Annotated in this window: 13 protein-coding genes and 1 pseudogene; 4 read left to right on the top strand and 10 right to left on the bottom strand. The window is 69.1% G+C overall.

Going from position 1 to position 22,870, the window contains the following annotated elements; genetic code table 11:
* Nucleotides 1-3 precede the first annotated feature (3 nt).
* Together fxsT and OG611_RS37845 are read right to left on the bottom strand one after the other, a co-directional pair.
* Nucleotides 4-5,850, bottom strand: coding sequence for an FxSxx-COOH system tetratricopeptide repeat protein (fxsT, locus tag OG611_RS37840; protein WP_266430840.1), 5,847 nt, complete (start codon nucleotides 5,848-5,850; stop codon nucleotides 4-6).
* A gap of 266 nt (nucleotides 5,851-6,116) precedes the next feature.
* Nucleotides 6,117-6,917: a GPP34 family phosphoprotein gene (locus OG611_RS37845; protein WP_266430841.1), complete on the bottom strand. Its 801-nt coding sequence runs from the start codon at nucleotides 6,915-6,917 to the stop codon at nucleotides 6,117-6,119.
* A 144-nt stretch (nucleotides 6,918-7,061) separates the two neighbouring features.
* Here OG611_RS37845 and OG611_RS37850 point away from each other — a divergent pair, with 144 nt between their 5' ends.
* Entirely contained in the window at nucleotides 7,062-8,678 is a 1,617-nt protein-coding gene (locus tag OG611_RS37850) for a phosphodiester glycosidase family protein (RefSeq protein WP_266430843.1), read from the top strand.
* Nucleotides 8,679-8,733: 55 nt separating this feature from the next.
* Entirely contained in the window at nucleotides 8,734-9,762 is a 1,029-nt protein-coding gene (locus tag OG611_RS37855; RefSeq protein ID WP_266430845.1) for an alpha/beta hydrolase family protein, read from the top strand.
* Between the two features lie 258 nt (nucleotides 9,763-10,020).
* Here OG611_RS37855 and OG611_RS37860 read toward each other — a convergent pair whose 3' ends face one another.
* The 7 genes from OG611_RS37860 to OG611_RS37890 form a co-directional block, all read right to left on the bottom strand.
* Nucleotides 10,021-10,479 carry a CBS domain-containing protein gene (locus tag OG611_RS37860; RefSeq protein ID WP_266430847.1) on the bottom strand — a complete coding sequence of 153 codons (459 nt, stop codon included), beginning with the start codon at nucleotides 10,477-10,479 and terminating at the stop codon, nucleotides 10,021-10,023.
* 263 nt (nucleotides 10,480-10,742) lie between these two features.
* The gene (sbnA, locus tag OG611_RS37865; RefSeq protein WP_266431440.1) at nucleotides 10,743-11,750 is read right to left on the bottom strand and encodes a 2,3-diaminopropionate biosynthesis protein SbnA; all 1,008 of its coding nucleotides are present in this window, start codon (nucleotides 11,748-11,750) and stop codon (nucleotides 10,743-10,745) included.
* 210 nt (nucleotides 11,751-11,960) lie between these two features.
* On the bottom strand, nucleotides 11,961-13,031 hold the full coding sequence (sbnB, locus tag OG611_RS37870) for a 2,3-diaminopropionate biosynthesis protein SbnB (protein ID WP_266430848.1): 1,071 nt from the start codon (nucleotides 13,029-13,031) through the stop codon (nucleotides 11,961-11,963).
* The gene (locus OG611_RS37875; RefSeq protein ID WP_266430849.1) at nucleotides 13,028-14,032 is read right to left on the bottom strand and encodes a TauD/TfdA family dioxygenase; all 1,005 of its coding nucleotides are present in this window, start codon (nucleotides 14,030-14,032) and stop codon (nucleotides 13,028-13,030) included. The genes sbnB and OG611_RS37875 overlap by 4 nt, the downstream gene beginning before the upstream one ends.
* Before the next feature lie 23 nt (nucleotides 14,033-14,055).
* Nucleotides 14,056-17,310 (bottom strand): amino acid adenylation domain-containing protein, encoded by a 3,255-nt coding sequence (locus OG611_RS37880; RefSeq protein ID WP_266430850.1) that lies wholly within the window; start codon nucleotides 17,308-17,310, stop codon nucleotides 14,056-14,058.
* 63 nt (nucleotides 17,311-17,373) lie between these two features.
* Entirely contained in the window at nucleotides 17,374-19,902 is a 2,529-nt protein-coding gene (locus OG611_RS37885) for a Pls/PosA family non-ribosomal peptide synthetase (protein ID WP_266430852.1), read from the bottom strand.
* A gap of 210 nt (nucleotides 19,903-20,112) precedes the next feature.
* Nucleotides 20,113-20,334: a hypothetical protein gene (locus OG611_RS37890; RefSeq protein WP_266430854.1), complete on the bottom strand. Its 222-nt coding sequence runs from the start codon at nucleotides 20,332-20,334 to the stop codon at nucleotides 20,113-20,115.
* Nucleotides 20,335-20,649: 315 nt separating this feature from the next.
* Here OG611_RS37890 and OG611_RS37895 point away from each other — a divergent pair.
* Nucleotides 20,650-20,830, top strand: a pseudogene (locus OG611_RS37895) (thiamine pyrophosphate-requiring protein); the annotation flags it as partial.
* Between the two features lie 4 nt (nucleotides 20,831-20,834).
* Here the strand turns inward: OG611_RS37895 and OG611_RS37900 are convergent.
* Entirely contained in the window at nucleotides 20,835-21,482 is a 648-nt protein-coding gene (locus tag OG611_RS37900; RefSeq protein WP_266430856.1) for a ScbR family autoregulator-binding transcription factor, read from the bottom strand.
* 572 nt (nucleotides 21,483-22,054) lie between these two features.
* Between OG611_RS37900 and OG611_RS37905 the strand changes: the two genes are divergently transcribed.
* On the top strand, nucleotides 22,055-22,741 hold the full coding sequence (locus OG611_RS37905) for an HAD family phosphatase (protein WP_266430858.1): 687 nt from the start codon (nucleotides 22,055-22,057) through the stop codon (nucleotides 22,739-22,741).
* Nucleotides 22,742-22,870: the final 129 nt, after the last annotated feature.

A 22,870-nucleotide genomic window follows, 5' to 3' on the forward strand; every position in this document is an offset into this window, starting at 1 on the left:
TGCTCAATTCCTCCTGGTACCAGGGATGTCGGAAGCGGAACGAGATCGTGGGTCGCCCGTCACGTCGATGCCGGTCTCGACGTCCTGGAGCACGACGCCCATGTCACGGTCGTAGACGGTGAGGCGCAGGCGGTGCTCGCCGGGTTCGGACGCGGTGAACACGAAGATGGCGGGCCGGCCTCCGGACACGTACTCGGCGATCGCGGGCTCCACCGTGGCGGCCGAGCGCGTCGCGGCCACCAGGAGCAGCAGAGGCAGCGGCTGTGCCGATGACGGCTCTTCCTGCTCCGAAGGCTCCTCGGACCGCTGGACGTCCGCCTCGTCGGATCCTGGCTGCTCGATGTCCGTCTTGCCGGTACGTTCCAGACGGACCTCCACGTCGACCGCTTCTCCGACGTTCACCTCACCGGCCAGGAGCCTCAGTCTGATCGTCCACGAAGGGTAGGCCGCGGCCAGCCGTTCCCGTACCTCCTGGACTCTGGGGTGGCCGTGTCCCAGTACCCGCTCCCAGTCGGCCGTGAGGCGCGTACCGGCGACGGGACCGTCGCCGGCACCGGCGGCGACGCGGGCGAAGTAGGCGCCGGTACGACTTTCGAGGGTATCGGGGTGGTTCTGCCCGAGGACCTGCGCACGCCCGGAGGAGACCGCCGTGAGGAGCACTGCCGCCCGCTCCCAGTCTCCCGCCTCTCCATATGCCCTGGCGAGCGCGTCGATGGCGGTGGGGTGGCCGACATCCTGCATGGGCTCCCGGCAGGCGATCACGGTCGGCAGCGCGTCCCGGCCCATCGAGTGGGCGTGACCAACACCGTCCGGTGTATCGGGATACCCGAGGCCGAGGACCCTTGAACGGTCGGCGATCACGGCCTCGAAGAGGGCGATGGCGCGACCGGTGTCGCCGGCCAGCAGACGGACGTAGGCGAGCCGTTCGCGGCTGGCGAGGGTCCTGTCGTGGTCGACGCCGAGGGCCCGGACATGGTCGGCGACCAACCGCTCGCACAAGGAGACGGCGTGCTCCGGGGAACTGCCGGGCAGCGAAACCAGGATCAGGGCAAGAGCGCTGCGGGCGTGCAGGGTGCAGTGGTGGTCGGGGCCGTGCACCCGGTGGGAGTCCTCGGCCAGCTCCTCGTACAGTGCGGCCGCACGGGCGTGGTCACCGGCGTCCCGGCAGGCAAGAGCGAGGTCGGCGCGTCCCGTCAGGGTCTCCGGGTGGTCCTCCCCCTGCAGCCGGGTACGGTCCGAGACCAGGACCTCCATCTCCCGCACCGCTGTCGCGTACTGACCCACCAGCCGACGCGTGATCGCCAGTCCACGTCGGCACCCCAGTGTGTCGACATGGTCCGCGCCCTGCACCCGTTCGACGTCCGCCAACAGCTCCACGTACGACTTGAGGGCCTGCGGGCGGTGACCGGCACGGCGGTGAGAGATGGCGAGCCACTTCCGCGTGGCGAGCGTGTCGGGGTGGTCCGCGCCGAGGACCCTGCGGCGATCCGCCACCAGGTCCTCGTACAGGGCCAGACAACGGTGGTGGGCGCCGGCCAGGCGGTGGGCGTCCGCCTGCAGTTCCCGCCGTGCGAACGTGTCGGGGTGGTCGGGGCCGTACACCCGGTGGGAGTCGGCGGCCAGCTCCTCGTAGAGCGCGACCGCACGGGCGTGGTCACCGGCGTCCTGGCACGCATAGGCGAGATTCGCGCGGCTCGCCAGTGTCGCCGGGTGATCGGCGCCCTGGATCCGCGTGCGGTCCGCGACCAGGGCCTCCATCTCCCGCACCGCCGCCCCGTGGCGCCCCGCCCTCTGCAGGGAGAAGCCCAGTCCGTTGCGGCAGAGCAAGGTATCGAAGTGATCCTCGCCCTGCACCCGTACGAGGTCCGCCAACACCTCCTGCCAGAGCTCCACCGCCCGCCGATGGTCACCGGCCGCGTTGACGGCACCGGCCAGATCCCTGCGTGTGTTGAGCACCTTCGGGTGCAGAGGTCCATGAATCCGGGTCAGATCGGTGACGAGCCGCCGGTACTCGGCGACCGCGCTGCGGGATGCGTCCGCACGCCGGCAGGTGTAGGCGAAGTTGGAGCGGCTGATCAGAGTGCTCGGATGGTCCGCGCCCTGGATCCGTGTCCGGTCGGCGACCAGCGCCTCGTAGGCACGAAGGGCTTCGGCGTACCGTCGCGCAGACAGCCATGCCCCGGCCAGAAGCTCTCGGGTGAGCATCGTTTCGGCGTGATCCGGGTGCGCCACGCGGAGTTGGTCACGCAGCAACTCCTCCAGGAGGCGGGCCGCACGTGCGTGACCCTCGGCTGCCCCGCAGGAGAGAGCCAGGTCCTGCCGCATCCGGAGTGTGGTGGGGTGGTCGGGGCCGTACACCCGGTGGGAGTCGGCGGCCAGCTCCTCGTAGAGCGCGACCGCACGGGCGTGGTCACCGGCGTCCCGGCACGCATAGGCGAGATTCGCGCGGCTCGTCAGCGTCGCCGGGTGATCGGCGCCCTGGATCCGCGTGCGGTCCGCGACCAGGGCCTCCATCTCCCGCACCGCCGCCCCGTAGCGACCCGCCTTCTGAAGGGAGAAGCCGAGCTCGTTGCGGCACGACAAGGTGTCGATGTGGTCGGCGCCTCGCACACGGGCGGAGTCCTCGACGAGCCCCTCGAACATGCTGACGGCCTGGCGGTGGTCACCCGCTTTCCGGTGGGCCACAGCGAGGAATCCGCGAGTCTGGAGCGTGCGTGAGTGGTCCTGCCCGAGGACCCGCTTGTGGTCTTCGGCCAGCTCGCCGAGCAGTTCCGCGGCACGGCGGGCGTCCCCTTCCTCGTACCACGTCAGCGCCAGGGACTCCCGGGCACTGAGCACGTCGGGATGCCGAGGGCCCTGGACACGGATCCGGTCCTCTATGAGCCTCTCGTCCAGGGCGGCCGCCCGCCTGTGGTCGCCCGCGCGTCGGTAGGAGAGGGCGAGCCAGGCGCGGATGTTCAGTACGTCGGGGTGGTCAGGACCCAGTACACGGGTGTAGTCCGAGAGCAGTTCCTCGAAGCCGGCGACGGCGCCGGTCATGTCTCCGGCCAGGTCGCGGGCGTGACTGAGGCCGATCCGTGCGCTGAGCGTGTCCTCGTGGTCGGGGCCCAGGACGCGGGCGCGGTCCGCCACGAGGGCGGCGAACTCGGCCACGGCGGCGTCGCACCGTCCTGCGAGCCGCAGGGTGTACGCCAGCGTGCTGCGGCTCTCCAGGGTGTCGGGGTGGTCCGCGCCGAGCACCCGGACGCGGTCCGCGATGACCGTCTCGCACCAGGCCATGGCTTCGGCGTGATCACCCGCCTTCCGGTACGTGTACGCCACGCTGTCACGCGCTTCGAGGGTGGCGGGGTGGTCGGCCCCCTGCGTACGTGTGCGGTGCGACACCAGTGCCTTGAACAGTCGCGCGGCCTGGTCGTACTCCCCGGCCTCCACGTGCGCGAAGGCGAGGCTGTCGCGCGTGTCCAGGGTGGCCGGATGGCTCGCCCCCTGGACGCGGGAGCGGTCGGACACGAGACTGCGGTACGCGCCGATCGCACGCTTGTGATCGCCCTGGGCCCGGTACGCGGAGGCGAGTTTCCTGCGGTCGTCGAGTGTCGCCGGGTGGTCCGGGCCCTGGACGCGCGTCCGGTCCGCGACGACGCCTTCGAGCTCCCGCACCGCCCGGCCGGCATCGCCGGCCCTTTGCCGTGTGACGGCGAGATCGGCCCGGATCCCGATCGTGTCGGGGTGATCGGCGCCCAGGAGCCGGGTGCGGTCCGCCGCGATGGATTCGAGGCCGGCGATGGCCGACCGGTAGTCCTTCGCCCCTCGCTGCGCATGCGCGAGCCAGCCACGGCTGGTCAAGGTGTCCGGGTGGTCGGCCCCGAGCACACGGGCCCGGTCGGTGATCGCTTCCTTGTACAGCAGGATGGCCCGAGGATGGTCGCCGGCATCCGAACACGCGTAGGCAAGGCTGTTCCGGCTGTCGAGCGTCGATGTGTGGTCGGCGCCGAAGAAGGCCGTTCGGTCCTCGACCACGGCTTCGTAGTCCATGACCGCACGCCGGTGGTCGCCCGCCATCTGACGGGCGTAGGCGAGTCCGTCACGGCTGTCGAGCGTGTCGGTGTGCTCCCGGCCGAGGACACGGGTGCGGTCGGCGACGACCGCCTCGAACTCCCGGACCGCCGTCTGGTGGTCGCCGGCCTTGCGAAGTGCGTACGCGTAGGTGTGACGACTGGCGAGGGTCGCCGGATCGTCGAGGCCGAACAGGCGGACCCGGTCGGCGATCAGGCCACGGCACAGCAGCACCGCCTTCTGGGGATCGCCGTCCGCGCTCTGCACGTCGGCGAGGGTGTCCCGGCTGTCGAGCGTCGCGCGGGCATCGGGTCCCCGCAACCGGGTGAGGCCGTCGACGACGGCCTCCATCAGCGTGACGGAAAGCATCTTCTGATCGCGCTCGATCAGCTCCCGTGCCGCCCGCTCGTAGAGCTGAACGGTGCTCTCGCGAGGTCGCCGGCCGGTCGGCCGGTTGGCGGCCAGTGCCTGGATGTGCGGGAGGATCTCCTGCCAGCGTGCCTGCACCGTCCGCTCGGTGCGCGGGCCGTCGGGTACGGACCGCAGGAGGGCCGCCTCCGCCCAGTCACGGCCCGTCTCCAGCAGGGAGCGGTCGGATTCGTGCGTCGGGCCGGACAGGAGCGGGCTGCGCAGCGTGGTCTGGACGAGCCGGTGCACGGTGATGTCCTGATCGGTGAGCGTGATCAGGTTGTATCCGGCGAGGAGGCTCAGAGCTTCGTCGATCGCCGACGGTCCGATGGCCGTCGGCTCCGTCTCCATCGGCACCGAGAGAGCGGCACGCGGTACGGCCTCGGGCGCGTACCAGGCAAGAGTGTGGAGCAGCCTCGCGGCCAGGGGCGCGCTCCGCTCCAAGGTCCGGAGCGTCGTACGCCAGATGCGGGCGATGGTCCGGTCGGCGTCGTGACCGGCGCCGGAGGCGTCCAGCACCGCCGTGGGCGTCTGTGCGAGAAGGGCTCGGTAGGTGGCGAAGGACATGCCGGTCTGCCGGAGATAGGCACCTGCCTGCGCGAGTGCCAGAGGCAGGTGGCCGAGCTCCGTGGCCAGGGCGTCGGCCTCCCGGATCTCGTCCCCGGTCGGCTCCCTTCGGGGCATGGCCAGACGGCACAGCAGGCTCACCGAAGGCCCCGCGGCCAGCACGTCGATACGCAGCGGCTGTGCACTGGGGCGCCAACCGTCCGCGCGGCGGCTGGTGACGAGTTGGTGCCCGTGGCCGTGGAGTCGTCCGAGGTAGGGGTTGAGGTCCGCGGGGCTCTCGGCGTTGTCGAAGACGAGGAGCCAGCCTTCGTGGGACTGGAGCCAGAGGATCGCCCACTCGGTCTGCTGGTCCGGTAACGCGCCGAGGGCCCAGCTCGGGTGGAGGAAGACCGCGAGATCAGCGAGGGCGGCGTCCACCTGCTCGCAGCTCTCGGCAACGATCCACCAGACAAGGGTGTAGTCGGAACGATGCTCACGGGCGTACCGCAGTGCGAGCGACGTCTTGCCCACCCCGCCCAGGCCGTGCAGCGTCTGCGGCTGAGTGATGATCCCCTCGCCGATGGCGAGGGCCCGGCGGATGCCCGCCACGTCGCCGGTCCGGCCCACGAAGGTCTCGGTCACGCTCAGCGGCAGGTTGTCCATACCGGGCGGGGCGTCGATGGTGCCGGCGGCGGAGACCGCCTCGGGCGGCACACTGGCCCGGCGCTCGGTGTGTGGGTTGCCACTGGCTTCGGCCGGCGCCTGTGAGCGGCGCACCACAAGGATGTCCGAATAGGGCTGCTCGGCCACTCTCCACTGGTGCAACCGCTCAGCCGTGATCACATCGCCCCCTTGCCCGCCCTCGTCCGGGAAGCCGCACAAAGCTCCCCGAACTCACCATCCCGTCATGCTAGCGAAGCTCCTGACGCCGTGTCATGTGATCGGTGGCAGGATGCCCGCACGACTCGCGCGCCGAATTCCACCGGGCTCGTATGCCCGACACAGCGCTTGGAGGGCAACGTCCCCTCCACGAGCCCCACCCCCCCAGTTCAAGGGGTGCGATGGGCCCCCGGCTCGGTCAGGAGCCGCGTGATTTTTGGCTGTCGGAGTCACCAGCCGACGTGCCCGTCCCCGTGGTGGCCGGGGCCGCCTGCGCCGCCCTCGGACCAACTGCCCGAGTCCAGGTCGTGGCCGAGACCGTGGCCACCGGTGGTGAAGTCGGCGTAGAGGTCACCGAGTTCGCCGATGAGTTGGCGGGTGAGGACATCGGCGCCGGTGGTCAGTGCCGCAGCGAGTTCCTCGTCGGCGACCGGGGCCGCTCCGGCGGTTGCGGGGGCGAGACGGTGCGTTGCGGCGAGGGCGGCCATACGGTGGCGGTCGGTGATGCCGCGCAGTCCAGGGTAGGCGGCAGGGGCGAGGCGCGCGGCCTGGGCGAGCACGGCGAGGGTGAGGTCGCGGTCGGCGTTGGACCTTGCGGAACCGGAGCGGACCACGCTGTCGAGGCGGGTCAGCAGCGCCCGGCGACGCGGCAGGTCCAGGGAGAGAATGTCGTGGCGGGTACGGCCGCTGGAATCGCGCCACCGACGGACACGGACCGCCTTCTGGTCCTGCAACCGGGAGAGGTACTCGACGGTCAGGGAGCGCGGTGTCCGGCGCAGCCAGTCCTTGATGCCGGGCGGGGGAGCAGCCGCGCCGAGACTGTGCAGGACATTGCTCAGGCGGCGGTCCTCGACGGGCCGGGTGTCCAACACCTCGATCCGCCGGCGCCCGACGGCGATCCGTCCGGCCAGGCCCAGATCCGCCAACTCCGAGGCCCGCAGGGCGAACCGGAGCCGGTCCTCGCCCCGTATCCGTATGCGCCGCCTGCCCGGAACCATCGCGAGCAGGAGCAGTTCATCCCCCGTGGTCATACGTGCCAGGGTAGGCGCGGCGGTCCGCGGAAGAGAGCACTCCGCGCTCCGAGGGACCTACCGCGCCGACTTCCGTGCACACGTCTTGACTGGTGGCTGCTGCCGCACGCACCGTTGCTGGGCCGTTCTTTCCAAGGGGGGTACGTGAACAGCAAGTGGCTCGGTGCGTGTACGGGTCTGGCACTCTTCGCCGTGCTGGGCGCCTTGCCGGCGCCCGCCTCCTCCGAGCCGCGTCCGCGGCCGACGCGTGCCCTGCCGCTGGGCGCCGTCGGCTTGACCGAGACCCGCAGCACGCGGACGTTGCAGCCTGGTGTCACCCTCACGCGGATCGTGCGCGGTGCCGACGCCCCGGCGCTTGCGTGGACGGTCGAGGTCTCCATACCCGGCGGCGCCACCTCGCCGGACCCCGACGCGCCGCCGACGGCGCTGAAGGACCGGGCGAGCGCCGAAGAACTGGCTGCCGACTTGCAGGACGACGGCTTTGACGCCCGGGTCGAGGAGGTCACGACTCCGGCGGTCGCCGACTACGCCGGTGGAACGCTTGGATGGCGGGTCCGGGTCGGGCAGTTCGACTCGCAGTCCACCGGGACGGCGGAGCGCACCCGGCTGAGAGGGTCCGGGTACGCAGGGTCCGTGGTGTACACCGGCTGGGACGGGAACCCGGCGGACCGCGGCCCGTGGCGGATCGACGTGCTCACCATCGACCCGGACCGGTTCCGCGGCGGGCTCAAGGCATCGTACGGTCCCGACCTGGAGAACCGCGAGAGGACCAGCGAGCTGGCAGCCGCCGCCGGCGCGACCGCGGCGGTCAACGGCGGGTTCTTCGTCCTCGACCCGAGCGCCGGAGCACCGGGCGATCCGGCCGGCGTCGGCGTCTACGGCGGCCGGCTGCTGAGCGAGCCGGTGAACGGGCGCCCCGGCCTGGTGATGCGCGACTCCGGCCGACACAGCGGGGTCGCCCGGCTCACCTGGAAGGGGCGGGTCGTCGGCCGGGACGCGTCGCAACCCCTGGACGGCGTCGACCGCGTACCGGGCCTGATCAGGAACTGCGGCGGTACCGCCGACGACACACCGACCTCGCTGCCCCTGCACGACGTGACCTGCACCGACCGCGACGAACTCGTGGCGTTCACGCCGGACTACGGACGGTTGACGCCACAGGGCGACGGCCTGGAGGCCGTACTGGACGCCCGCGGTCGGGTCCTCGAACTCCGCTCACCGCGCGGGGGATCGCTGCCGGCCGGTGGCAGCTCCGTGCAGGCGACCGGCACGCGCGTCGCCGAGCTGGCCGCCCTGGCGCAGGTCGGCCGCCCCCTGCGCATCGAGGGGACGTTGCGGGACGGCAGCGGTCGCAAGGTCTCCCCATCACCGGCGACCAGCATTTTCAATGGCGGCCCCGAACTGGTCCGCGACGGGCGGCTGCACGTTACGCCTGCCACCGACGGAATGGTGCAGCCCGGCAACGCGAGCTTCTACTACGGCTGGGTGCACAGGCGGAACCCGCGCACGCTGGCCGGGGTGGACAACGCCGGCAGGACCGTGTTCGTCACCGCCGACGGACGCAGCACGGATGCGCTCGGGCTGAGCATCCCCGAGAGCGCCGCCGTCGCCAGGGCACTCGGCCTGCGCGACGCGGTCAATCTCGACGGCGGCGGGTCGACCACCATGGTGGTCGACGGAGAAGTGATCAACCACCCGTCCGACGCGGCCGGTGAACGCCCAGTCGGAGATGCACTGCTGATCCTGCCGGACCGGGGCTGACCCGGCCCGGTCCGAGAACACCGGAGCCAGCGACCACCAACCGCCGGGAGCCGCCATGACCGCCGTCCCGATCCGCCGACCCCGCCTCCTGCTCGTCCTTGCCGCGCTGCTGCTCGCCCTCGCATCGACCCCGCCGGTGCTCGCCACCGCGTCGACAGTGCCACCTGCCTGGGAGGCGGGCGGGCCAGGGGTCCCGTCCCGGGGTGCCGAGGTCGTCGCGGTCACCCAGGTCGCCGACCGGCAGGTCGACTTGTCGGTCCGTTCAGCGGCCCTCGGCGGCCGGACGGTGAACGTACGCCTGCTCACGCCCGATGGCTGGGTCCCGGGCGACCGGAGCCGGCACTGGCCGACGCTCTGGCTGCTTCACGGCTGCTGCGGGGACTACACGTCATGGACCGCTCGGACCGACATCGCGCGGACCGACAGCCTGCGCGACGTCCTCGTGGTCATGCCGGAGGCCGGCTGGAACGGCTGGTACAGCGACTGGTGGAACTACGGCCGGGGCGGTGACCCGGCGTGGGAGACCTTCCACACCAAGGAACTGCGCCTGCTCCTCGAGCACGGCTGGGGCGCGAGCAGGAACCGCGTCGTGGCGGGACTTTCGATGGGCGGCCAGGGCGCCCTGCTGTATGCCGCCCGGCACCCCGGGATGTTCAAGGCGGCCGCGGCGTACTCCGGTTCCGTGCACCCGCTGCTCAACGAGGAGTCGACGAACCGCATCATGGGGTTCTTCGCCGGCCAGGACAGCGACCCGCTGAGGGTCTGGGGCGACCCGGTCGCGCAACGTGACGTCTGGGCGGCCCACGACCCGTTCCATCTGGCCAAGCGCCTCACGCCGATCCCCGTCTACCTGTCGTGCGGTGACGGCACCACCGGCCCCCTGGACCCGCCGGGCACCACGAGCGCGCTCGAGGCGGACTTCAACAGGCAGAACCGGGCCCTTGCGAGCGAGCTCGAACGCAAGGGCGCGAAGCATGTGACCACCAACTTCTACGGACCGGGGACCCACGGCTGGCCGTACTGGCAGCGTGAGTTGCACTCCTCGCTACCGATGCTGCTCCGGGCCCTGAGGGCCAACGGCTGAACGGCCGGGTGCCGAGATCACCGGCCGTCCATCGCCGCCTTCGAAGGGCCCTTGGCCATCGCCACACTCACCGGGCGTTCCCGCTCGGTGACTGTGGCGAGCGGATCGGCTCGCCGATCTGATTCATGGCGAGACGCAGGTGAGGCGCTCACCGAGTCCACTCGTCACACCGACATGGTGGGACTCTCCCGCCCCGCCGACCCTGTCGGACAGCACGGTTCGCACCCTGGGCCGACTCCTGTGGGGTTCGGCGGGACCTCAGTCGGTGGACCCGCCGGACATCCCGGCACTCGCGTATACGCGGCTCGCGAACTCGGCGATCTGTTCGTCGCTCAGATTCTTCGCAAGATTTGCCTCCGTGATCATGCCAACGAGGCGGTGGCCGCCCTGGACGTCGATCACCGGCAACCGCTTGATCTGGTGTTCCTCCATGGTCGTCAGGACATCACCGGCGTCCGCTTCGGCATCGATCCAGTGCACCTTGGCCTTCAGCGATCCGGCCTGCACGGTTGCCGGGTCGATGCCCTCGGCGCAGCATTTGACGACGATGTCACGGTCGGTGATCAAGCCTGTGAGCTTGTTGTTGTCGCCGCAGATGGGCAGGCAGCCGACGTTCAGATCGCGCATCATCTTCGCCACGTCGAACAGCGACTGGTGCGCACCGACGCACTGCACGCCGCCGGACATGATGTCTCGTGCTCGCAGTTTCTCAGCCATGATTTCCTCCCGTTCCGACAGCGTTGCCTCCCCCGTCATCGATCACAACACGAATGGCCCAACACCGCTCCTCAAAAGCGTCGGCGATACAGGGATCCCGAGCGTCGGGCCCGACCGGATCGGCCCCGAGCGGCCGAGGCGGACATCGGGAAGGGCCTTGTCGGTGCTGTCGGCTCCCGGGTCGGAGCGCCCGGGGCTCACGAACCCGGAGCTGGTGCGGGTTGCCATTGCAGCTGCCGCTCCGCAGGGTGCGGCCGACGGCCCTACCGCGTCGCCGGCGGGGGAGCGGCCGCCCAGGAATCGGCGGCCTCCTTGTCGGGGTCGAGCACGTCCTCACCGTAGAGATCCTGCAGCCAGTTGGTCTGGTAGATGGTGTCGAGGTAGCGCTCGCCGAGGTCCGGGCCGACGGCCACCGCGGTGAGTTCGCGCGCGTCATGCCGGGCCAACCAGTCCATTGCGCCGCTGATCACCGTGCCGGTGGAGCCGCCGAACAGGAATCCGCGCCTGGCCAGACGATGGCAGGCACGTATGGTGTCCGCCTCCTCGACACGAATCACCTCGTCGACATAGGACTCGTCGAGCAGCGGCGGGCGCATGCTCATACCCAGACCGGGAATCATCCGGCGGCCCGGCGAACCGCCGAAGGACACCGAGCCGACGCTGTCCACCGCGATGATCCGCACCGGCCGGTGCCATCCCCGGAAGTAGCGCGCACAGCCCATCAGGGTCCCGGTGGTGCCGGCTCCGACGAACAGCACGTCCAGCCGCGGGAACTGACGGGCGACCTCCGGCGCGGTCGTGCGGTAGTGCGCCTTCCAGTTGCTCGGATTGGTGTACTGACTGAGCCACACATACCGGTCGTCGGAGGCGCACAGCGCGCGGAGGTAATCGAGCCGCGCGCCGAGGAAGCCGCAGCCGGCCTCCTGTTCGGTGATCACATGCACCTGGCTGCCCAACGCCTCCATCATCATTCTGTTCGACAGATTGCCGCGGGAGTCCGTCACACACAGGAACCGGTAGCCCTTGCTCGCTGCGATCATGCTCAGCGCCACGCCGAGGTTTCCGGACGAGGACTCGACCAGGATCGATTCCGGTGTCAGGATTCCATCCCGCTCAGCGGCCTCCACCATCTCGGTCGCGGCCTTCAACTTGATCGAGCCGGCGAAGTTAAAGCCCTCACACTTCAGGAAGAGCGCGTGCCCGAAGATCGACCGGAGGTCGACATAGAGATCCTCTTGGTTGAAGGCGTAGGGAGTGGATATGACGGGCACCATGGTCTCCTCTGTCTGGAGCAGAGCGCTTTCGGAACTGTCCGACCGCGGGCGGGCTCCTCGCTCGTGCGGGCGTTGACCCTGTCTCCCACCGGTGGGACGGGGCCCTGTGTCAGCGGCCGCTGTCTCGTGCGTCAGGACCGGCTGCGACGTGGCTGGTGGTCTCTCCTGGGATCAGCCTCGACGGAGCCTCCTGCGCTCTCGACCGGCTCATCCGTACCGGCTGAGTTCGTGGAAGAAGTCGTCGACGACGTGCAACTCTCCGCAGCGGGCCACTTCGGTGTACACGTACTTGCCCACCGCGAGGTCGAGCACCCCGAGGCCGAAGGGCGAGAACACCACCGGCCGGTCCGTCGGCACCGTCACCCGCCCGGCCATCACGTCGTCCAACGTGCCGTGCAGGAAGCCCCGGTTGCCCGTGAGTTGCTCGGCCAGATGCGGCGACGTGTCGGCCTTGAGGCAGTGCTCGACGTCGTCGACGATGTTGGTCGAGGCGAGCAGGATCTCCGGCGCGAGGTCGCGCAGCGACACATGCAGCACCAGCGGATTGTGTGCGAACCATGACAGGTCACTGACGTGCGGTTGACCGGCGACCGTGGCGAAGACGACCAGGTCGCTGTTGCGGATCAGCTGCTCGGCGCTGTCGTGCACGGTGATTCGGCCGGGGGTGTCCGACTGCTCCAGGTAGCACCGGAAGCCTGCCGCGCTGTCGGCGGACAGGTCGTGTACGCCGATCTCGTCGAACGACCAGCCGGTGCCGACCAGGAAGGTGTGGATGTAGCGGGCGATCAAGCCCACCCCGAAGAACCCGACGCGCGTGGGTCGCGGCCGGTCGCGGCTGAGCCAGTCGGCCGCCGACGCCGCCGACGCGGCCGTCCGGGTGGCGCTGATGATCGAACTCTCCAGACACGCGAACGGGTAGCCGGTGTCGTGGTCGTTGAGGATCAGCACCGCCGATGCCCTTGGGATGCCGGCCGTCACGTTCTCCGGGAAGCTGGAGATCCACTTAAGGCCGTCCACCCGTGTCTTCCCGCCGATCGAGGCGGGCAGCGCGATGATCCGGGAGGACGGGCGGTCGGGGAAGCGCAGGAAGTACGACGGCGGATTCATCGAATCACCGGCGCCGTGCACCCGGTAGGTGGCCTCGACCAGCTCCGTGATCCGCTTCTCGCATCCGCGCAGCGTGCGCTGGACCTGGGCACCGGAGATCACCGCGAACGGTGGAACGGTGATCGGTGCGACCCTTGCGGGCTCTCTCGTGGTGGAATCGACGGTGGTCATCGAGTGGTCACCTCCACGGTCGGCGAGCAGTCGTCCAGACGCACCGGATCGGCCATGGCGACGAGCACCTCGCGCGGTCCCTCGAAGGGTTCCCGGCTGTGCGCGGTGCGGACGTTGTCGACGACCATCAGGTCGCCGGCCTGCCACGGTTCGCGTGCGGTGTTCGCCTCGTAGACGCTGTTGAGCAGCTGCACGACGTCCTCGCCGATCGGGTCGCCGTTGCCGAAGCGGGTGTTGAACGGCAGCCCGTCGGCGCCGTAGACGTCCACCAGGTACTCGTGCACCTCGGGGGCCATCGTCCACTCGTTGAGGAACGCGATCTGGTTGAACCAGCAGCGTCGGCCGGTGACCGGGTGGCGCACCACGGCGCTGCGGCGCTGTCTGGTGCGTAGTCCACCGTCGGGCTGCCACTCGAACGTGATCGCGTTGGCGCGGCAGTAGCGCTCGACGGCGCCCCGGTCCTCGGTGCCGAAGGCCTCGGCGATGGACGCGCCGATCTCGTCGTTGTAGCTGCGGGTGAGCAGCCAGCCCTCGCGCTCGAACCGCTCGGTCAAGTCGGTGGGCAGCGCGTCGAGCACGGTCGGTGAGTCGGCCACCGCGGTCGCCCCGCCGTCGGTGGGCGCGCTGAGACAGGCGAACATCATCAGGCCGGGGAACTCAAGCGTGTAGCTCAGTTCGTGGTGCATACACATGGGCTGGTTCGGCGGCCACTTCGATGAGGAGTACACCCCGTCGGAGTAGGCCTGCCGGGGCGCGAAAGCCTCCTGCTCGGTCATCAGACCGGTGGCCAGCTTCGAGAATACGGCTCCGGTCTCGGCCGCGTCACGCAGCCCGAGGCCGCGGACCAGGACCGACCCGTGCTCGGCGACGACTGCGCGCAGCGCGTCCCGGTGCTCGGCCGCCCAGGCCGGCGCGTCGCCGGTGACCTCCGCCCGCAGCCGTGGCGGTTTGCCGGATTCCAGTTCCACGTCGACCAGCGACGCCGTGGATGTGGACGACATCTCGATCTCCTTTCAACTGACACTCAGGAAGAAGCGAACAATTCGGTGGCCTGCAGCACAGCCTTTGCTGCCTCGGCCGGACGGGTACGCAGGAAGTAGTGGCCGCCGTCGGCGAGCTCGTGCAGGTCGACCTGTCCGGCCAGAAGCTGCCAGTCGCGGTACCGGCGCGGGTACTCCGCCGTGCTCGGGTCGTCCGCGGCAACGACCACGGTGACCGGCGCGGACAGCTTCTGCGCGGGCGGGCGCTCCAGGGCGTCGGCGAAGTAGCGGTGTGCGGACACGCAGTCGTGCCGGTAGGCGGCGCCGACGTGCTCGGAGTGCCGCGCGCCCAGCTCACCGAGCGCGGTGCAGCCGCCGTCCGTGCTCAGGTCCGCGGCGATCTCGGCGTTGCTCCGCCCGGTCAGCTCGGTGATGGTGGTGCGCCGGGCGTCGGCGTCACCGAGCAGTTGCGCGCCGAGGAACACCCGTTGGACGTCCACCCCGCGCTCCTGCAGCTCTCTGGCCGTCTCCACGGCCAACGCGGTGCCCGAGGAGTGGCCCCACAGCAGGACCCTGGTCAGGCCACGCCCGATGATCTCGTCGACGACCTGCTCGACCACCTGTGCCATCGGCGCGTGCGGCTCGTTCTCGGCGGCCACGTCGTGACCGGGCAGCTCGACGGCGTAGACCGCCGGTCCACCCTCCGGCAGCGCCCTGGCCATCGGCTGGAAGTTCACCGCGTTGCCGCCGGCGTAGGGGAAGCACACCAGGGCTGCGGACTGCGCACCGTCCGATTCCGACAGCGGCTGAAGCAACCCGGCACGCCGCTCGGACCTGCCGTCGACCAGCCCGGCCAGATCGGCGAGGACCGGGTGACGAGTGACGTCCTTGAGGGACACCGCACGGTCGAGGACGATGGCCAGCTTTACTGCCGACAGCGACGTGCCGCCCCGGTCGAAGAAGTGGTCCCGCCGTCCGATCCGGTTCTGCGGGATGCCGAGCACCTTCGCCCATGCGGCCGCCAACCGCTGTTCGGTCGGCGTATCCGGCGCGCGGAAGTCGTCCCGGACGACAGCGAGTTCTCCGGCGAGTTCCTGCAGAGTCCTTCTGTCGATCTTGCTGTTGGCCGTCAGCGGCAGAGTCTCCAGCCAGTGAAAGGCCGACGGGATCATGTACGCGGGCAGCGACTCACCGAGCCGGTCCAGCACGACGTCGACGTCGAGCGGCCGCCGACCGGAGTAGAACGCCACCAGGTGCTTGCTCTGGTCGGCCCGCTCGGCGACCACGACCGCACCGTCGCGAACACCGGGCACCTGCAACAGCGTGTTCTCGATCTCGCCGATCTCGATCCGGAAGCCACGGATCTTCACCTGGGTATCGCGGCGGCCGAGGAACTCCAGCTTTCCCCCGGGCGTCCAGCGGCCGTAGTCGCCGCCCCGGTAGAGCCGGGTACCCTCGCGGTGCGGATCGGCCAGGTAGGCATGCCGGGTGCGCTCGGGGTCGTTGACGTATCCGCGGCCGACGCAGACGCCGGAGAAGACGATCAGACCGGGGGCTCCGAGCGGCACCGGGATCAGGTGCTCGTCGACGACATAGACGTGCACGTTGTTGACCGCGGGACCCAGCAGGACCCGGTCTCCGTCGGGCACGCGGTCCATGACCTCGTGGTTGGTGTCGTCCGAGGTCTCCGTCAGCCCGTAGGCGTTGACCAGCTTGATCCCCGGCTGGGTGGCGAACCAGCGCTGCACGAGCTCCTTCTTCAGCGCCTCGCCCGTGACCGACACGCACCGCAGGTCCGGCAGCTCACGGGGGTGCTGGTCCAGCCAGGACACGACCACGTCCAGGTAGGAGGGCACGACCTGGAGGACGGCGACCCGGCCGTCGACGATCTTGTCGACGAACCGCTGGACGTTCAGGATCACCTCCTGCTCCACCAGCAGGGTCCGCCCCCCGACCAGGAGCCCGGACACCAGCTGCCACAGCGAGATGTCGAAGCATTGGGGTGCGGTCTGGGCGACCACCTGTCCCTCGCCGATCTCCAGGTCGTCGATCTTGGCGTAGAGGTGGTTCAGCATGCCCGCGTGCTCGCACATCGCGCCCTTGGGCTCACCTGTGGAGCCGGAGGTGAAGTAGATGTAGGCGAGCTGGTCCGGTGCGACGTGGAGGCCCAGATCATCGTCGGCATGGTCTTCCCCGTAGGCCGCGCCGATGACGAGCTTCCGGACCCCGGGCAGTGAGTCGAGGGCCTGGTCGAGCGTGGAGGTGCTGCCGGGTTCGGTCAGCACGAGCCCGCATGCGGCACGGGAGAGCATGGTCGCGAGGCGGTCGGCCGGGAAATGCGGCTCGACGGGCAGGTACACGCCGCCGGCCTTGAAGACCGCGAGGACGGCGGCCATCCAGTCCAGGTTGCGCTCGGTCACCACCGCGACGACACCCTCGGGGCGCAGCCCCCGCGCCAGCAGGGCTCGTCCCACCCGGTTGGCGCGCGCGTTGAGTTCTCGATACGTCAGTTGCAACTCCCCATGCACCGCGGCGACGGCGTCCGGGTGTGACGCCACCCGCTGCTCGAACAGTTCGTGGAACCGGTGGTCCGGAAGTTCCCGGTGTGGACCGGCGAGTTCTTCGAGCTGGAAGTGGAGTTCCTCGGCGGAGAGCAGGCTCTGCCGCCCGTGCTCGGCGTCCGGATCGGCGGCGATCAGCGCGAGTGCGCTGAGGTGGTATCCGGCGATCCTGACGGCGCAGTCCTCGTCGAGCGCGTCGGTCCGATAGCGAAGCCGCAGCACAAGGTGGCCGCCGCGTTGCGAAAACCCCACCCACAGCTTGGTGTTACCGGCGACTTCGCCGCCCATGCCGTGCGGATCGAACACGACCTCGATCGACGGCTCGGCCAGGCCCAGTTCGCGCCTGAGCTCATCGACCGGGAAGTCCTTGTGCGCCAGCAGATCCGACGCGGCTCGATGGGCGTCCAGCAGCAGCGTCCGCCACGAGTCGGGTTCGGTCGTCAGCCGGCAGAGCAGCGGCCGGCCGCCCTTCGCACTGACATATCCGGTCGCGACCTCGTGCTCGCCGGACAGCGCGGCGATCACCTTGGCGTGCGCTGCCAGCAGTACCGAGTCGAGCGGCACCGCCAGGTCCTCGGCCAGCCGGCCCAACGCCGCCGCGAGATCGTCCGGGATCGGCGCCTCGTGTTCGCCGACGCCCTTCACCGGATTGAGCGTCCACCGCGGGATTTCGGTGAATCCACCGGCGACGAGCACATCGCGCCAGAACTCCCGGTCGGCCTGCGCTTGCATTCCCATCTGGCCGTCCCTCTCCATTCGCCTTCGCTACCGTGCTGTACCGCGCTGACAAGGGCGGAGCTGCTATCCCTTCCGCGTCAGCGCCTCGGGCTGATTGGGGGCGTCTCGCATCTCCGTGGCGGGGTTTCCTCCCCAGCGTGCGTGCTGGGGGACCTCCTCGCCTTTCATGAGGAAGGAGTCGGGTGCGAGCACCGCGCCGGTGCCCATCGTCACGCCGTAATGGACATGGGCTCCCACACCGATGGTGCAGCCGGCGCCGAGGGTGCTGCGATCGGACTTGAAGGTGCCGTCCTCCTGCGAGTGGCACTGGATCTTGCTGCCCGCATTGAGCGTGCAGTCGTTCCCGATGGTGGCGAGCGTCCGCTCCGTCATATAGCAGCCGTCATCGAAGACCTTGCTGCCGATCCGAACACCCAGCATCCGCCAGATCACGTTCTTGAAAGGGGTGCCGTTGAAGATGTTGAGGTAGGTGTCGGGCACCTTCCAGAGGCGCTCGTGCCACCAGAAGTACGGCTCGTAGATGGAGCACACCTGCGGTCGCAGCGCGCGGAATGCCGCGATGCCGCGCTCCACCAGTACGAAGTAGACAGCGGTGAACCCGAGGCTGAACACCAGGAACGCGGCGATCAGCACATGCCCGTAGGAGTCGTACAGCTCGGCGTTGGCCAGGCCGAGCATCGTGAGCACGAAGAGGTGCAGCCACCGCACGAGCAGGAAGAGGACCATCGAGCGGATGTTGTAGTGGTTCTTCGCAGCGAGGCTGCGGCGCAACTCGTCGCCGGTGCGCAGGTGGTCGAACCGGGAATCGCGCTCGACCGACCGGGGAATCTCGAAGCACGGCGAGCCGAGCAGGCCCACTCCCTCGCGCAGCTCGCCTTCGAGCGGAACCATCACCTTCGTCGCGAGGAGACAGTTCTCGCCTGTCCTGGCCCCCGAGGGATAGGCGATGTTGTTCCCGAGGAAGTTGTATGACCCGATCGAGGCCCGGGACACCCGGAAGGACGTGCTCGAATAGTCGGCGTTGATGATGGAGAGCCCGTCGGCGACCATCGTCCCGCTCCCGACTGAGCACAGAAACGGGGTCTCGTGTTGCACTTCCGTGCCGAAGTTCGACCCGGTCTGCTCGACCCGGGACAAGTCGTATCCGATGCCGCGCAAGTAGTGGACGATGTAGGAGCTGTCACCGAACAGCCATGTGAAGAACTTGATGTTGGTCATGCGCCCGATCGCCCGGTGCACCGAGTAATGAAACCCGTACAGCGGATAGACCTTGTCCGGCTCGACGACCAGGTTCAACAGGCGCGGAACGGTGAACATCACGGCCAGGCCCACGACGACGAAGCCGAAGAACAGCAGCAGGGAAAGGACCAGCGCGTCGATGTAGAGATCCGGCGATGTGAAATCCACCGTGCCCGGCCCCAGCCGGTTGTGCAGCGCCGGGACCAGGGTCACCAGCATGTACGCGCCGCCGACAGCCAGTGGCACGTAGAGGAAGAACAACTGGAGCACGGTGATGAGACCGAAGCCGGCCCGGCGCAGCGTGCCGCAGGCGGCCGGCCCGATCCTCAGGTAGTCGTGCTCCGCGAGCTGTGCCGGGGACCCGTGCCAGCGCTGACCGTCCGGGACCGCCTGGCCCCTGTACAGCGTGGACGTGTGGCCGAGTTGAGCCCCGTCGCCCATCGACGTGTCGATGTCGAGCACGGTCTTCTCGCCGATGAACACGTTCCGGCCGAGGGTGACCCGGCCGGTCTGGATACGGCCGGCGTGCGCCCGGTAGCAGAGGAAGAACGAGTCTTTGCGGATCACCGTGCCGGCGCCGACGCTGAGCAGGTCGGGGCAGACCGGAACGTTGCGGGAGAGGATCGTGACCCCTTTGCCGATCCGTGCGCCCAGCGCTCGCAGGTACAGCACGTACAGGGGATTGCCGACGAAGAAGATCATCGGGTTGGCGTGGATCAGCACCTTGACGGTCCAGAAGCGCAGATAGGTCAGACCCCAGACCGGGAACTCGCGTGATTTCCACCGGCCGACGAGGAGCCATTTGGCCACGATGGGGAAGGTGCACAGACCGACGAAGCCGACGCCTCCGAAGACGAACGACCGCAGGTAGATATCGACCACACCCGACCCGGCGGAGACCCATGTATAGCCTCGGTCGGCAACAATTCCGACGAGGAAGGAGTAACCCAGGAAGAGCAGGAACTGCAGGGCTCCGCAGAGGGCGTACGGCACCGTGCCGGCTGGGGTCACCACCTCGGTCGGCGCCGGGATCGAGGGCTCGACGGGCGCGGCATGCGCGAGCCCGGCCGCCAGGCTGCGGATCGTCGGGTGCCGGTAGATGTCCTTCATCGATGCCGAGGGAAGGTCCGCACGCTTCCTGACTCGTGCACAGAAGTGGGCCATCACCAATGAGTTGGCGCCGAGGTCGTCGAAGAAATGGCCGTCGATCGACACCCGTTCGATGCACATGACGTCAGCCAGCACTTCGGCGAGGTTCTTCTCGATGCCGGTCTCCGGGCCGGTGTACTTGCGTATACCGATTGCGGATTCATCCGGCCCGGGAGTCAGGACGTCGAGGGGTTTCTCCTCCATGCGAGCTCCTTGAGGAACTTTCGAGTGTCGCCGCCAATACGGTCGGCGCCCCGCACTCGCGTTTTTCGATGGCCGGAGCGAGTGGTCCGGAATTCACGAGGTCGGGATCTGTTGTTGTCCGGATCCCAAACCGCTGCCTCAGTCTTAGCTGTCCACCGTCGGGCTGCCACTCGAACTCGGCCGCACTGGTGCGGCAGTAGCTCTCCCGGTTCACTCCTCGTCCACGACCCTGCCCGACGGGACGGCGATCAGCTGCGCATGCGTCTCGACGTACTGCATGCGGGTGGTGCGTACCTGATCCGGGCGGAGCTGCGCCGGGGCGCGGACGGTGACGACATCCGGTGAATCGCAGCTGTGAGGCGGCGGAGCGACATCCGCGCGCTTCTCGGTGGTGGCGCGGTGGCACGCGCGGCCGCAACCATCTGATGTCACTCGATCAGTGCTGTGCACCCGCGCGCCAGGGGAGTGATCGTGGTCATGCTCCGAGACCATTCACCCGCTGGTGTCATTGCGGCTGACGAATCACGAAGCGATCGTGCAGGGCGAACTCGGTACACATCGCACGCGCCGGTGACTTCGTGCTCAGCGGCCCCGGAGCGGGCGGACACGGTAATCGCCTGGTCATCACGGCCCCCGGGCAGTGGGCGAAGCACCCTCTGTTCGGCCTGGGGTTCGCCATTGCGCCGGATGGCCGACTCTTCCGAAACGAGGCCGGGCTATGCCGATACCGCTGCTTACGGCAGAACAGCCATGCAGATGAACGGTATGGCGGGACAGATTACTGCCGTCAAGCACTCGTCTCAGTGGCAGGACGCGCGGCTGAGCACCGCCGTGCTCAGCAAACCAGGACCTCAACCGGGTCACCTGTGAGATGCGCGCGTCGGGCGCCCCGCGGTTCCTGCCCTCGCAAGCACTCCCGGACGCGCCGTGCCCTACGCCGAATCGCGGGGCGTCGGCCCGTGGTGCGCCCGGGCCCGCGCCACCAGGGCGGCGGGCTCGGGGCGTGCCTGCAACGCCTTGAGGATCAGCAGCCACCACCGGTGCAGCCGGTCGGAGAGGTCCTCATGCTTCGCCATCTCCTCGGTGAGGTCGTACAGCCCGAAGAACGCGCACACCAAGGTCGTGGCGGTGCCCGACGGCTCGACCTCGTCGGCCAGTTCGCCCTCGGCGCGCGCCTGGGCCAGAAGGCGCGTGACGGCAGCCGTCCAGACGGCGAAGGGCGTGGGTATGGCGACGTCGATGGTGCGGCGCTCAGCCCACAGACGCGCGCCGGCCCGGGCCATGACGTCGTCGCGCAGTGCCTTGGCGATATCGAAGCTGAGGGCGACCAGCTTCTCCAGCGGCGGGATCCCGGGGGCGGCATAGCGTTCGGCCAACAACGGCCAGGCTGCGAACTGTTCGCGCACGACCGCCAGGGCGAGTTTCTCCTTGCTGGAGTAGTGGAAGTAGACGGCTCCGCTGGTGCGCCCCGAAAGGTCGCTGATCTCATTGATGCTTGTCCGTGCGTACCCTTGTTCAACGAAAAGGTGTGCTGCGGCTTCCAGCAGAGACCTTCGGGTCGCGCGTGCCCTGTCCTGCATGCGTGTTCCGCCTTCGTTCGTCAGTTCCCATTTTTTTGATCCGGGAATGTCGTGCGCCGTGGCGCACTGACGGCGCTCCGTGCCGTTAATGCGTGGAGATTATTATTGTTCTTGGGCTGTACGTGGGTCCGGCCAATGGCGGAAATTCGCGCTTCACCGGTGCTGTCGAGCGCGGTCACCGGTCTCAGGGGTTCGGTGTCGGCCACCAAGTCACCTTCTTTCCAACGGAGTTGGGGGGTGAAGGGTTCTCATTCCCCCGTCGCCGGTTGTCGCGCGCGCTTCGCGAGTACTTGGTAATGAGCGTGCCGTCAAACACTCGAAATGATGATTGCGCCCTCTCGGCTGGGAAATTAACGTAGTCATCACGATGTTTCTGGGGTCATCCGGAGAAGACCGGACGATGTCCATCGCTGGAGGACCCGGAGGCGAAGCATCGGCCTTCACGCGTGGTCGAGCGGGGATCGTTCGACAGCGCACCTTCTGCGGCCGAGCGGGCCTCTCCGCAGTCCCCCTGCTTCTTACTGCGAGCACTGACGACGCGGGGCGGCGCGCTCTTCGAGAACGGCAGGCAAATGACACCTTGTCGCATCTTCACCTGGTCCCCGGCTGCCATCGTCTTCGACTGCGATGGAACCCTGATGGATACCGAACGACACTGGCAGGACGCGCGCAGCCGGGTCTTCGGAGAGTTCGGGCTGAAGCCCCGCCCTGGCTTCGCCGAGCGGGCGAAAGGCGTGCACTACACCGAGTGCGGCACCCTCATGGCCAGAGAGACCGGGAAGCCGCAGCTCGCCGACGACATGACGCATGCGCTCCTGAGACACTTCATGGCGCTCGTTGCCGAAGACCCCGTGACCATGCCGGGTGCGGCGGCACTGGTCCGCCTCGCCGCCCGCCATCTCCCGCTCGCGGTCGCCAGCAACTGCCCGTTGGACGTGGTCGAGTCCAGCCTCGCCCGGGTCGGCCTGCTCGGCTACTTCGCCCATGTCGTCGTCGCGGGGGACGGACTGCTGCCGAAACCCCATCCCGACGTCTACGCCACCGCGGTCCGCCTGTGCAGCGTCCGGCCGGAGGACGCGCTGGCCGTGGAGGACTCGGTCACCGGCGTCGAGTCGGCCCGGAGAGCAGGCATGCGCGTGCTGGGCGTGGGACCTCGACCGGCCGAAGAGGGGGCTGACCAGGCCGACCTGTGGCTGCGCACTCTGGCTGATCCGGAACTCCAGGCATGGGCCCATTCCTGGGCGGACGGGACCGCCTAAGGGCTGTCCCGTGATCCCTGGTGGATCAGCGTGCGGCCTCAGGAAATTCTGCCGGCATCGGACCATGCCCGACAAGGGAGTGCGTAGTCCGTGCCGGCCCGGAGGATCATCATTTCATCCACTATGGGT

It is taken from the genome of Streptomyces sp. NBC_01363, assembly GCF_026340595.1.
Classification (GTDB): domain Bacteria; phylum Actinomycetota; class Actinomycetes; order Streptomycetales; family Streptomycetaceae; genus Streptomyces.

Excerpts from the sequence above, each read along its gene's own strand:
- sbnB (WP_266430848.1), bottom strand. The coding sequence starts at position 13,031 with ATGACCACCGTCGATTCCACCACGAGAGAGCCCGCAAGGGTCGCACCG.
- OG611_RS37875 (WP_266430849.1), bottom strand. The coding sequence starts at position 14,032 with ATGTCGTCCACATCCACGGCGTCGCTGGTCGACGTGGAACTGGAATCC.
- OG611_RS37855 (WP_266430845.1), top strand. The coding sequence starts at position 8,734 with ATGACCGCCGTCCCGATCCGCCGACCCCGCCTCCTGCTCGTCCTTGCC.
- OG611_RS37905 (WP_266430858.1), top strand. The coding sequence starts at position 22,055 with ATGACACCTTGTCGCATCTTCACCTGGTCCCCGGCTGCCATCGTCTTC.
- OG611_RS37885 (WP_266430852.1), bottom strand. The coding sequence starts at position 19,902 with ATGGAGGAGAAACCCCTCGACGTCCTGACTCCCGGGCCGGATGAATCC.
- OG611_RS37860 (WP_266430847.1), bottom strand. The coding sequence starts at position 10,479 with ATGGCTGAGAAACTGCGAGCACGAGACATCATGTCCGGCGGCGTGCAG.
- OG611_RS37880 (WP_266430850.1), bottom strand. The coding sequence starts at position 17,310 with ATGGGAATGCAAGCGCAGGCCGACCGGGAGTTCTGGCGCGATGTGCTC.
- OG611_RS37845 (WP_266430841.1), bottom strand. The coding sequence starts at position 6,917 with ATGACCACGGGGGATGAACTGCTCCTGCTCGCGATGGTTCCGGGCAGG.
- OG611_RS37900 (WP_266430856.1), bottom strand. The coding sequence starts at position 21,482 with ATGCAGGACAGGGCACGCGCGACCCGAAGGTCTCTGCTGGAAGCCGCA.